This is a genomic window from Helicobacter pylori (genome assembly GCF_003638305.1).
Lineage (GTDB): Bacteria > Campylobacterota > Campylobacteria > Campylobacterales > Helicobacteraceae > Helicobacter > Helicobacter pylori_DJ.
Map to the genome: position 1 here is coordinate 112785 of NZ_MVYP01000002.1, position 12558 is coordinate 125342.

10 protein-coding genes are annotated in these 12558 nt (G+C 39.1%); 8 read left to right on the forward strand and 2 right to left on the reverse strand.

Annotation, left to right across the window (positions count from 1 at the left end):
- Positions 1-147 precede the first annotated feature (147 nt).
- Positions 148-2358 carry a type I DNA topoisomerase gene (topA, locus tag EAL04_RS01495; protein WP_120972796.1) on the forward strand — a complete coding sequence of 737 codons (2211 nt, stop codon included), beginning with the start codon at positions 148-150 and terminating at the stop codon, positions 2356-2358.
- Positions 2351-3277 (forward strand): radical SAM protein, encoded by a 927-nt coding sequence (locus EAL04_RS01500; RefSeq protein ID WP_120972798.1) that lies wholly within the window; start codon positions 2351-2353, stop codon positions 3275-3277. Before topA ends, EAL04_RS01500 begins: the two co-directional genes overlap by 8 nt.
- Positions 3278-3419: 142 nt before the next feature.
- Here EAL04_RS01500 and EAL04_RS01505 read toward each other — a convergent pair whose 3' ends face one another.
- Together EAL04_RS01505 and ppsA are read right to left on the reverse strand one after the other, a co-directional pair.
- The gene (locus tag EAL04_RS01505) at positions 3420-4628 is read right to left on the reverse strand and encodes a DUF874 family protein (protein ID WP_120972800.1); all 1209 of its coding nucleotides are present in this window, start codon (positions 4626-4628) and stop codon (positions 3420-3422) included.
- A 96-nt stretch (positions 4629-4724) separates the two neighbouring features.
- On the reverse strand, positions 4725-7157 hold the full coding sequence (gene ppsA, locus EAL04_RS01510; protein WP_120972802.1) for a pyruvate, water dikinase: 2433 nt from the start codon (positions 7155-7157) through the stop codon (positions 4725-4727).
- Between the two features lie 361 nt (positions 7158-7518).
- Between ppsA and thrS the strand changes: the two genes are divergently transcribed.
- The 6 genes from thrS (at position 7519) to EAL04_RS01545 (ending at position 12421) form a co-directional block, all read left to right on the forward strand.
- Complete coding sequence (thrS, locus tag EAL04_RS01520; RefSeq protein ID WP_120972804.1) at positions 7519-9357, forward strand: threonine--tRNA ligase; 1839 nt, start codon at positions 7519-7521, stop codon at positions 9355-9357.
- On the forward strand, positions 9354-9965 hold the full coding sequence (gene infC / locus EAL04_RS01525) for a translation initiation factor IF-3 (RefSeq protein WP_015644690.1): 612 nt from the start codon (positions 9354-9356) through the stop codon (positions 9963-9965). The genes thrS and infC overlap by 4 nt, the downstream gene beginning before the upstream one ends.
- Positions 9946-10140 (forward strand): 50S ribosomal protein L35, encoded by a 195-nt coding sequence (rpmI, locus tag EAL04_RS01530; RefSeq protein ID WP_001125542.1) that lies wholly within the window; start codon positions 9946-9948, stop codon positions 10138-10140. Before infC ends, rpmI begins: the two co-directional genes overlap by 20 nt.
- 94 nt (positions 10141-10234) lie before the next feature.
- Positions 10235-10585 carry a 50S ribosomal protein L20 gene (gene rplT / locus EAL04_RS01535; protein ID WP_120972806.1) on the forward strand — a complete coding sequence of 117 codons (351 nt, stop codon included), beginning with the start codon at positions 10235-10237 and terminating at the stop codon, positions 10583-10585.
- Between the two features lie 196 nt (positions 10586-10781).
- Positions 10782-11642, forward strand: a complete 861-nt coding sequence (locus EAL04_RS01540) for an outer membrane protein (RefSeq protein WP_000750188.1) — start codon at positions 10782-10784, stop codon at positions 11640-11642.
- 347 nt (positions 11643-11989) lie between these two features.
- Positions 11990-12421 carry a DUF1104 domain-containing protein gene (locus EAL04_RS01545; protein ID WP_120972808.1) on the forward strand — a complete coding sequence of 144 codons (432 nt, stop codon included), beginning with the start codon at positions 11990-11992 and terminating at the stop codon, positions 12419-12421.
- Positions 12422-12558 lie beyond the last annotated feature (137 nt).

A 12558-nucleotide genomic window follows, 5' to 3' on the forward strand; every position in this document is an offset into this window, starting at 1 on the left:
ATATTTGCTGTTAGTCAAGCAAAGGGTGTTCCAACTCTTTGATTTTTAGCGCCGTTATAGAATTTTATGGTTTGATGAATCGTTTAGTCAAAATTCTATGCTACAATCATTCATTAATAGGTATAAACATTTTATTAAAGGCGTTCAATGAAGCACCTTATTATCGTAGAATCCCCCGCAAAAGCCAAAACCATTAAAAATTTTTTGGATAAAAATTACGAAGTTATTGCCTCTAAAGGGCATGTTAGGGATTTATCCAAATTCGCTTTAGGCATTAAGATTGATGAAACCGGCTTCACTCCTAATTATGTCGTGGATAAAGACCACAAAGAGCTTGTCAAACAGATCATAGAGCTTTCTAAAAAGGCGTCTATTACTTATATCGCTACCGATGAAGACAGAGAGGGGGAAGCGATAGGCTATCATGTGGCATGTTTGATTGGAGGGAAATTGGAGAGTTATCCCAGGATTGTTTTTCATGAGATCACGCAAAATGCGATTTTAAACGCTCTAAAAACCCCACGACAAATTGACATGTCTAAGGTCAATGCCCAACAAGCCAGACGCTTTTTGGATCGGATCGTGGGTTTTAAGCTCAGCTCGTTGATTTCATCTAAAATCACTAAAGGTTTGAGCGCTGGGCGGGTGCAAAGCGCGGCTTTAAAGCTTGTGATTGATAGAGAAAGGGAAATCAAAGCCTTTAAGCCTTTAACCTACTTCACGCTAGACGCTTACTTTGAGCCGGATTTAGAAGCGCAACTCATCAGCTATAAGGGCAACAAACTCAAAGCCCAAGAACTTATTGATGAAAAAAAAGCCCAAGAAATTAAAAACGAATTAGAAAAAGAAAGCTACACTATCTCTAGTATCGTTAAAAAGTCTAAAAAATCCCCCACACCGCCCCCCTTCATGACTTCCACTTTACAGCAAAGCGCTTCCAGTCTTTTAGGCTTTTCGCCCACAAAAACCATGAGTATCGCTCAAAAATTATATGAAGGCGTAGCCACCCCGCAAGGGGTTATGGGGGTGATCACTTACATGAGGACCGATAGCTTGAATATCGCTAAAGAGGCTTTAGAAGAAGCGAGGAATAAGATTTTAAAAGACTATGGCAAAGACTACCTACCCCCTAAAGCCAAAGTCTATTCCAGCAAGAATAAAAACGCCCAAGAAGCCCATGAAGCGATCAGGCCCACTTCTATTATTTTAGAGCCAAACGCTTTAAAAGACTACCTTAAGCCTGAAGAATTAAAGCTCTATACTTTAATTTACAAACGCTTTTTAGCTTCTCAAATGCAAGACGCTCTTTTTGAAAGCCAAAGCGTGGTTGTGGCTTGCGAAAAAGGCGAGTTTAAAGCGAGTGGGAGAAAACTCCTTTTTGATGGCTATTATAAAATCTTAGGCAATGACGATAAGGACAAATTGCTCCCTAATTTGAAAGAAAATGATCCCATTAAATTAGAAAAACTAGAGAGCAACACTCATGTTACAGAGCCTCCAGCGCGCTATTCAGAAGCGAGTTTGATTAAAGTTTTAGAAAGTTTAGGCATAGGCAGGCCCAGCACCTACGCCCCAACGATTTCTCTTTTACAAAACAGAGACTACATCAAGGTAGAAAAAAAGCAAATCAGCGCTTTAGAGAGCGCTTTTAAAGTGATAGAAATTTTAGAAAAGCATTTTGAAGAAATCGTGGATTCCAAATTCAGCGCTTCTTTAGAAGAAGAACTGGACAATATCGCTCAAAATAAAGCCGACTACCAGCAAGTCTTAAAGGACTTTTACTACCCCTTTATGGATAAAATTGAAGCCGGGAAAAAGAATATCATCTCTCAAAAAGTGCATGAAAAAACCGGCCAATCATGCCCTAAATGCGGGGGGGAATTAGTCAAAAAGAATAGCCGTTATGGGGAGTTTATCGCTTGCAATAATTACCCTAAATGCAAATATGTCAAACAGACTGAAAACGCCAATGATGAAGCCAAGCAAGAATTGTGCGAAAAATGCGGAGGGGAAATGGTGCAAAAATTCAGCAGAAACGGTGCGTTTTTAGCTTGCAACAATTACCCTGAATGCAAAAACACCAAATCGTTAAAAAACACCCCTAACGCCAAAGAAACAATAGAAGGCGTGAAATGCCCAGAATGCGGAGGGGATATTGCCTTAAAAAGGAGTAAGAAAGGCTCGTTTTATGGCTGTAACAATTACCCTAAATGCAATTTTTTATCCAACCATAAGCCCATCAACAAACGCTGTGAAAAATGCCATTATTTAATGAGTGAAAGAATCTATCGCAAAAAAAAGGTGCATGAATGCATCAAATGCAAAGAGCGCGTGTTTTTAGAGGAAGATAATGGCTAAAGAAAATCCGCCTGTCGTTTTTGGGCCTGTTTTATCCAGGCGTTTTGGGAAGTCTTTGGGCGTGGATCTATCGCCCTCTAAAAAACAATGCAATTACAATTGCATTTATTGCGAGTTGGGTAAAGCCAAGCCCATTGAACGCATGGAAGAAGTGATCAAAGTGGAAACCTTGATTAACGCTATTCAAAACGCCCTAAACAACCTCACCACCCCCATTGATGTTTTAACCATTACCGCTAATGGCGAACCCACGCTATACCCTCATTTATTAGAGCTTATCCAAAGCATCAAGCCTTTTTTAAAGGGCGTTAAAACTTTGATTTTAAGCAACGGCTCGCTCTTTTATGAGCCAAAAGTCCAACAAGCCTTAAAGGAATTTGACATCGTTAAATTTTCTTTAGACGCTATTGATTTGAAAGCCTTTGAAAGAGTGGATAAGCCTTATTCTAAAGACATTAACAAGATTTTAGAGGGGATTTTGCGCTTTTCTCAAATCTATCAAGGGCAACTGGTGGCTGAAGTGCTTTTAATTAAAGGCGTGAATGATAGCGCGAACAACTTAAAACTCATCGCTGCCTTTTTAAAAAAAATCAATATAGCCAGAGTGGATTTAAGCACCATAGACAGACCCTCAAGCTTTAAAGCCCCAAAATTAAGCGAAGATGAATTATTAAAATGCTCTTTATTTTTTGAAGGGCTTTGCGTGAGTTTGCCTAAACGATCCATTACTCAAGCTAAAAAATTGATTTCTTGCGATGCGGACGAATTGCTCGCTTTAATTTCCAGACGCCCTTTAAGCGCAGAAGAAGCCCCCTTAATACTGGATCCTAACGCTTTTAAGCATTTAGAAACTTTGTTAAACCATAAGCAAATTACGATTAAAAAAGTCGGCTCTTTGGAGTTTTATTGTGCGTTTTAACCTCCATTTATAACCTGTAGTTTTACCTTATTTTAGGGATAGTTTAAGCTTTTAATAAGAATCTCTTTTATTACCAAATAACGCTACCATAAAAAATCAAAAGCCGACAGATCATTAAAAACTTGGTGTAATATTTTAATCGCTACACCCTTTTACTATAACCATAACCCGCTTTTTCTACTTTCTTTTCAGTATTAGCCGCTACTTCTATTTCTTTATTAATATCGGCAACGATGTTTTGAATGATTGAAAAGCTTTGAGAGGTTGGAAGGTGGGCTTGTGAGTCTGGTTTTAAACTCCTCATTTCAAGCATTTTAGCTTGAGCTTTAGAGCGTATTTTTAAATTTTCTTTTTGCCATTCTTCTGTAGCGTTAAAATCTCTAGGATCTAGTTCTAAATAAGCGACAGAACTTGGTTTATAAAAATCCACTTGTTTAGCGATAGCTTTTTGTGAATAGGGCAGAGATTCTAGCTCTTTTTGCAAATAAGCTATAAGCTCTTGTGCTTTTGATCCTCTTTGAGAGCGGGGTTGTTTAGAGTTTGGAAGGTGTTTTGGCTGGATAGGGGTTTGATTGGTTTTTGTGGGTTTAGGGGTTTTGCATTCAGCTTCTATTTCTATAGCAATACCAGTAGTAATACCGGTCTTAATTCTTGCTTTTTTAATAAATAATTGGCCATGTTTTTCTTGGCAATTTTGTTCTGTTTCTTTAATGAAATCTTTCTGTTCTTTAATCAAATCTCTTTGTGTATTAATTGTCTTTTGTTTTTGCTGTTCTAACTCTATCCCACTCTTATTTGCTTTTTGTTTTTCTTGTTCTGTCTTTTGTCTTTCTTGTTCTGCTTTTATTTGACTATTAGCGAGTTCTATCCCACTCTTGTTTGTTTTCTGTCTTTCTTGTTCTAACTCTATCCCACTCTTGTTTGCTCTATCCCTAGCGTTTTCAGCTTCCTTTTTTTCTTGTTCTAACTCTATCTGTTTATCAATATCACCAGTGCTACAAGCGGCTAATAATAAACTTATCGCTATTGTGAGTCCTGAATATTTCCACCAATTGATTTGATTTTCTTTTTCAGCTTGTTTGGATTTATCCTGGACTTTATCGTCCAATTCTTTCGCTTTCCTGCACGCAACATGGGTCAATACTACTAATGCCGTCCTGCTTTTCTTGGGGTGTTTTTTTACAAGTTCTCTAACTTTCTTCATAATTTTTGTAAAAAACCCACCAATTGATCTGATTATATTTGTAATGGCGTTCGCTTGTTTAAAATGAGTCTCTTTATTTGCCTTTGTGTCAGCTGTCTCTGTGTTTTTGCCAACTTTATTTGTTTTTCCTGTTTTTACTGATTCCATTACCAACCTTTTTTCAAAAAACAATCCCACTTTTCAAAATTATATCATGGAAACCAATACGAAAAATCCACTCAAGTTAGATCAACCCTTTTATTATCAAGTTAAGCCATGCTCTTTCAACTCTTTTTCTAACTTGGCTACAGCGTTCCAAGTGGGGATCACGCTATCAGGGTTTAAAGAAATGGAAGTGATGCCCTCTTTGACTAAAAACTCTGTTACTTCAGGGTAATCGCTTGGGGCTTGCCCGCAAATCCCGCAATATTTGTTGTGCCTTTTACAAGCTTCAATCGCTTTTTTAAACATTTTTAGCATCGCTTCATTCCTTTCATCAAAGACATGGCTGACTAACTCGCTGTCTCTATCCACGCCTAAAGTGAGTTGGGTTAAATCGTTTGATCCAATAGAAAAGCCATCAAACAAGCTTAAGAAATCATCAGCCAAAATGACATTCACCGGCAATTCGCACATGATATAAATTTCAAGCCTGTTTTTACCGGACTCTAAATTGTTTTTTCTTAAGATTTCTAGGACTTTTTTACCCTCTTCAATGGTGCGCAAAAAAGGGATCATCACTTTCATGTTGGTTAATCCCATTTCTTCTCTCACTAACGCTAAGGCTTCACACTCCCATGAAAACGCTTCATTATAGCTTTCTGAATAATACCGACTAGCCCCCCTATAGCCAAGCATGGGGTTTTCTTCATTAGGTTCATAGCTAGAGCCGCCAAGCATGCGCATGTATTCATTGGATTTGAAATCGCTAGTCCTTACAATCACAGGTTTAGGGTAAAACGCCGCGCTGATCATGCCAATGCCTTCAGCGATTTTTTTCACAAAAAAATCCTTAGGGTTAGCATAGCCTGCCATAAGGTTTTCAATTTCATTTTTTTCTTTCACGCTTTTTTTGTGGTGCAAATCCACTAAAGCTAAGGGGTGGGCTTTGATTTGATTTAAAATAATCATTTCCATTCTGGCCAGCCCTACGCCGTGATTAGGGAGTTGAGAAAAGCTAAAGGCTTTTTCAGGGTTTCCAATATTGATGTAAATTTTTGTTTGAGTTTCTTGCATGTTAGAAAGCTCCACCCTTTCAATTTCATGCTCATAAATGCCTGCATACACATAGCCCTCTTCGCCCTCAGCGCAAGAAACCGTGATTTCCATGCCGGTATAAAGGCTATCCGTCGCCCCGCTCACCCCAACAATGGCCGGCACGCCAATTTCTCTAGCCACAATAGCGGCATGGCAAGTGCGCCCCCCACGATTGGTGATAACCGCGCTCGCTTTTTTCATGCAAGGCTCCCAGTCTGGGTCGGTGTTATCCGTAACTAAAATTTCGCCCTCTTTAAAAGAATTCATATGCTCCAAATCGTTGATGATGCGCACTTTTCCTGAGCCGATTTTACTCCCAATCGCTCTGCCTTGTAAGATAATTTCTTTCTTTTCGTTAGGGTTTTTGAATTTGAATTTTTCAAAGACTTGATTTTCTTCTTTACTTTTTTGGCTTTGAACGGTTTCTGGGCGCGCTTGAACGATAAAGATTTCCCCACTATCGCCATCTTTAGCCCATTCTATATCCATAGGGCGGTATTGTTTGGCCTCTTTAGAGTAATGTTTTTCAATTTCAATGGCGTATTTGGCTAAAATCAGCACGTCTTCATCGCTCAATGAAAAGGATTGCCATTCTTTTTTGGTGGTTTTAATGTTTCTGGTAGGGTGTTCGCTACCCCTTGGGGCATAGACCATTTTTTGCGTTTTGTTGCCGAGTTGGCGTTTGATAATGGGGCGTTTGTTTTGCTCTAAAGTGGGTTTAAACACATAAAATTCATCAGGGTTTATCGTGCCGCCCACCACATTTTCGCCTAACCCCCACGCTGAAGTGATAAACACCGCGTCTTTAAAACCGGTTTCAGTGTCAATAGAAAACATCACGCCCGCGCTGCCTTTATCCGCTCGCACCATTTTTTGCACCCCCACACTGAGCGCGACTTTTAAATGATCAAACCCACGACTCGCTCTATAACTAATCGCTCTATCGGTAAAAAGCGACGCTAAACAGGATTTGATATAGTGGATCAATTCTGTTTTACCTTTAATGTTTAAGTAAGTGTCTTGTTGCCCGGCAAAAGAAGCGTCCGGTAAATCTTCTGCAGTAGCGGAACTCCTTACCGCCACATCGGCTTCTTTCATGTCGTATTGTCGGCTTAAAATTTCATAAGCTTGAAAAATCTCATCTCTCAAATCGCTAGGAAAAGGCGTGCCAAAAATAAGCTCTCTGATTTGTTTGGAGCGGATTTTTAACACATCAATTTCCGTGGCATCAACATTTTCTAAAAGCTCTATGATCTTTTGTTTAGCCCCCCCTTGCTCCAAAAGATACCAATACGCTTCGCTCGTGATCGCAAAGCCATCAGGCACTTTAATCCCAATTGGCACTAGTTCTTGAAACATCTCGCCAATGCTAGCGTTCTTGCCCCCAACCAGATTCACATTCTTATTGTTCAACTCTTTGAAAAACTTGATATATCGCACAAAACTCCCTTAAAATTATCATTAAGTCTTTTAAAACAAAAATCTAATTAATGAATGATAGCATGATAGAGCTTTAGTTTTAGCTAGTTTGTATTCTAAGCTTTCTAATAGGGGTGTATTCTTTTTGATTTATGATTTTATTGTATAATAGGCGATTAGTTAGGTATTTTTGAATATAGAAAGGGTGGTTTTGTATAGGCGGTTGTTATTGAATTTGTTTTGTATGGTGTTTTTACAAGCGTGTTTAAAGCCTATGAGCGACCCTAAAGCTGAGAAAGTGGATTCGCAAGTGCAATGCGGGTTTGGCTCAAAAGATTGCTGAATTTTAAGGTTTAAAGAAAGGAAACATAAGTTTTAAAGAATGAGTGCGGAACTGATTGCAGTTTATAAAGACGAGCAAATAATAGATTTAGAGAGCGCGAAAGTCTTAGGGCTGAGCGATGGGATTAAAGCGTTAAAAGGGGCAGAGCCGATATATTTTGATGATTCGCCTTTGGCTTTGGAGGTGATTAGGCATTCATGTGCGCATTTGCTCGCGCAAAGCTTGAAAGCCCTTTATCCGGACGCGAAATTTTTTGTAGGCCCTGTGGTAGAAGAGGGGTTTTATTACGATTTTAAGACTTCTTCAAAAATCAGCGAAGAGGATTTGCCTAAAATTGAAGCGAAAATGAAAGAATTTGCGAAGTTGAAACTCGCTATCACTAAAGAGACTTTAACCAGAGAGCAAGCCTTGGAGCGTTTTAAGGGCGATGAATTAAAGCATGCGGTGATGAGTAAAATCAGTGGCGATATATTTGGCGTGTATAAACAAGGCGAGTTTGAAGATTTGTGTAAGGGGCCTCACCTCCCAAACACTCGTTTTTTAAACCATTTCAAGCTCACTAAATTGGCTGGGGCTTATTTGGGCGGCGATGAAAACAATGAAATGCTCATTAGAATCTATGGCATCGCTTTTGCCACTAAAGAGGGCTTAAAAGACTATCTTTTCCAAATAGAAGAAGCGAAAAAACGGGATCACAGAAAGCTGGGCGTGGAGCTAGGGCTTTTTAGTTTTGATGATGAGATAGGGGCGGGCTTGCCTTTATGGCTGCCTAAAGGGGCAAGGCTCAGGAAGCGCATTGAAGATTTATTGAGCAAGGCGTTACTTTTAAGAGGCTATGAGCCGGTTAAAGGCCCTGAGATTTTAAAAAGCGATGTGTGGAAAATCAGCGGGCATTATGACAACTATAAAGAAAACATGTATTTCACCACGATTGATGAGCAAGAATACGGCATAAAGCCTATGAACTGCGTGGGGCATATTAAAGTCTATCAAAGCGCTTTACACAGCTACAGGGATTTGCCTTTAAGGTTTTATGAATACGGCGTGGTGCATCGGCATGAAAAAAGCGGCGTGTTGCATGGGCTTTTAAGGGTTAGGGAATTTACCCAAGACGATGCGCATATTTTTTGCTCTTTTGAACAGATCCAAAGCGAAGTGAGCGCGATTTTAGATTTTACGCATAAAATCATGAAAGCGTTTGGTTTTAGCTATGAAATGGAATTATCCACTAGACCGGCTAAATCCATAGGCGATGATAAAGTCTGGGAAAAGGCCACTAACGCTTTAAAAGAAGCCCTAAAAGAGCACCATATTAATTATAAAATTGATGAAGGGGGAGGGGCTTTCTATGGGCCTAAGATTGACATTAAAATCACCGATGCTTTAAAGCGTAAATGGCAGTGCGGCACGATCCAAGTGGATATGAATTTGCCTGAACGCTTCAAGCTCGCTTTCATTAATGAACACAATCACGCTGAACAGCCGGTGATGATCCACAGAGCGATTTTAGGCTCGTTTGAAAGGTTTATTGCGATTTTGAGCGAACATTTTGGGGGGAATTTCCCTTTCTTTGTCGCGCCCACTCAAATCGCTCTCATTCCCATTAATGAGGAGCATCATGTTTTTGCTTTGAAATTAAAAGAGGAATTAAAAAAGTGCGATATTTTTGTAGAAGTGCTGGATAAAAACGACAGCTTGAATAAAAAGGTGCGCTTAGCCGAAAAGCAAAAAATCCCTATGATTTTAGTGTTAGGGAATGAAGAGGTGGAGACCGAAATTTTATCCATTAGAGACAGAGAAAAACAAGCTCAATATAAAATGCCCTTAAAGGAGTTTTTAAACATGGTTGAATCTAAGATGCAAGAGGTTAGTTTTTGAGTAGGAACGAAGTGTTGTTAAACGGAGACATTAATTTTAAAGAAGTGCGTTGCGTGGGTGATAATGGCGAAGTGTATGGGATTATTTCTTCTAAAGAAGCGCTCAATATCGCTCAAAATTTAGGTTTGGATTTGGTTTTGATTTCAGCGAGCGCGAAGCCCCCTGTGTGTAAGGTGATGGATTATAATAAATTCCGCTACCAAAATGAAAAGAAAATCAAGGAAGCCAAGAAAAAGCAAAAGCAAATTGAAATCAAAGAGATCAAGCTTTCCACTCAGATTGCGCAAAACGATATTAACTACAAAGTCAAGCATGCGAGAGAATTTATTGAAGCCAATAAACATGTCAAATTCAAGGTGGTTTTAAAGGGTAGGGAGAGCCAAAATTCAAAAGCTGGGCTTGATGTGCTTTTGAGAGTCCAAACAATGATGGAAGATTTAGCCAACCCTGAAAAAGAGCCAAAAACCGAGGGGCGTTTTGTTTCGTGGATGTTTGTGCCTAAGGCTAAAGAAACCCCCAAAAACGAAAAGAAAACTAAAGAAAATAACCCGCCTTTTAATCGCATTAACCTTATGAAAGGAGAAAATCATGCCAAAAATGAAGACTAATCGCGGCGCGTCTAAGCGTTTTAAAGTTAAAAAAAACTTGATTAAGCGTGGCAGCGCTTTTAAAAGCCATATTTTGACTAAAAAAAGCCCTAAGCGTAAAGCCAATTTAAACGCGCCAAAACATGTGCATCACACTAACGCGCATTCTGTCATGTCGTTGCTTTGCAGGGCTTAAGAATGCTCATTAGAAAGTGGAGTTAATCCCCTTGTTTAAGGGAAAGTCGTTTTAAAAACGCACCTAAAAATATTTTAAAAAGAAAGGTAAAGAAATGAGAGTTAAAATAGGCGTTGTGCGCAGAAGACGCCATAAAAAAGTCTTAAAACTCGCTAGAGGGTTTTATAGTGGCAGAAGAAAGCATTTTAGAAAGGCTAAAGAACAGCTTGAAAGGAGCATGTATTATGCCTTTAGGGATCGCAAACAAAAGAAAAGAGAGTTCAGGAGTTTGTGGGTGGTAAGGATTAATGCGGCTTGCAGAATGCATGAAACAAGTTATTCGCGTTTCATGCATGCCTTAAAAGTGGCTAACATTGAATTAGACCGCAAGGTTTTAGCAGACATGGCGATGAATGACATGCAAGCCTTTAAGAGCGTGTTAGGGAGCGTGAAAGAGCATCTTTAATCTCTGGCTGTTAGGTTTTGGTTTTAGCCTAAAAAAGGTGAGAGGATTTAGGAATTTTTACTAAAAAGTTCCTAAAATTGATTTTTGTTTCAATTTATTCTCATTCAATCGCTATATTTAATCAAAAAGAAAGCAATTTTATAGTAGAATGTAGCATTTAGAACTCAAATAGAGAAAATGTAGAAGGAAGGAATACATGAAGAAATCTGTTATAGTAGGTGCTATCTCTCTAGCAATGACAAGCTTGTTGTCAGCAGAGACCCCTAAGCAAGAAAAAGCTATTAAGACTAGCCCTACCAAAAAAGGTGAAAGAAATGCTGCTTTTATAGGGATTGATTACCAGTTGGGTATGCTTAGCACTACCGCTCAAAATTGTTCCCATGGCAATTGTAATGGTAATCAAAGTGGGGCTTATGGCTCTAACACGCCTAACATGCCCACAGCGTCAAACCCCACAGGAGGGCTTACCCATGGCGCTCTAGGGACTCGTGGGTATAAAGGCTTGAGCAACCAACAATACGCTATCAATGGTTTTGGTTTTGTTGTAGGGTATAAGCATTTTTTTAAGAAATCCCCGCAATTTGGAATGCGTTATTACGGGTTCTTTGATTTTGCAAGCTCTTATTACAAGTATTACACTTATAACGATTATGGCATGAGAGACGCTCGCAAGGGTTCTCAAAGTTTCATGTTTGGCTATGGGGCTGGCACAGATGTGTTGTTTAACCCAGCTATTTTCAATCGTGAGAACTTGCATTTTGGGTTTTTTCTTGGCGTTGCGATTGGTGGCACCTCTTGGGGTCCAACAAACTATTATTTTAAGGACTTAGCTGAAGAATATAGAGGGAGTTTCCACCCATCAAATTTCCAGGTCTTAGTTAATGGCGGGATCCGCTTAGGCACTAAACACCAAGGTTTTGAAATTGGCTTGAAAATCCAAACCATTCGCAACAATTATTATACCGCTAGTGCGGATAATGTTCCTGAAGGGACTACCTATAGATTCACTTTCCACCGCCCCTATGCCTTTTATTGGCGTTACATTGTAAGCTTTTAAGGTGTTTTAGGGTTAATCTTATGGGGGCATAGAAAAGGGCTTTTGCTCTTTGTGGTCTTTCATGACTTTCTTGTATCAAAGCCGTTGTTTAATCAATACGGCCACTCAGCAAAAATGAAATCGCAACCTTTACATACAATTGAACTCACCAACAACCGCACACAAACAAGTCTTTGAAAAATCAAAAATGAGTTCATTATTTTTAAAAATAAGGGATATAGGTTAGCTGTTTTAATGGAGCACTGATCATAAAATCTAAAAATCAATTCGCTATTAAAGCGCTATAAGTTATCTTTAATCAATCAAATGATAGAATTTATTCTTTATTTTTGAATTGGGAGCATTTGATGAAAAAAATGGCGTTTTCTTTATTATTTACAGGGACTTTTTTGGGGCTTTTTTTGAATGCGAGTGATTTTAAGAGCATGGATAATCAGCAACTATTAGAGCAAGCAGGGAAAGTCGCTCCTAGCGAAGTTCCAGAGTTTCGCACGGAAGTCAATAAACGATTACAAGCGATGAAAGAAGAAGAGCGTAAAAATTATAAAGCGGATTTTAAGAAAGCGATGGATAAGAATTTAGCTTCTTTAAGCCAAGAAGATCGCAACAAGCGTAAAAAAGAAATTCTTGAAGTGATTGCTAACAAAAAGAAAACAATGACCATGAAAGAGTATCGTGAAGAAGGGTTAGATTTGCATGATTGTGCATGCGAAGGCCCTTTTCATGACCATGAAAAAAAGGGAAAAAAAGGGAAAAAACCAAGCCATCCTAAGCATTAGCGCTTAGGGTGTGCTAACTTTTTTTGATTTTTGTAAAACCACGCCGTAAGCCCCTAGCTTTTGGCTGTGGGGATTAGGGCGTTTTTGCGTTATAATTGTCATGGCGTTTGGGCATTGACCCTTAGAATGGAGACTGC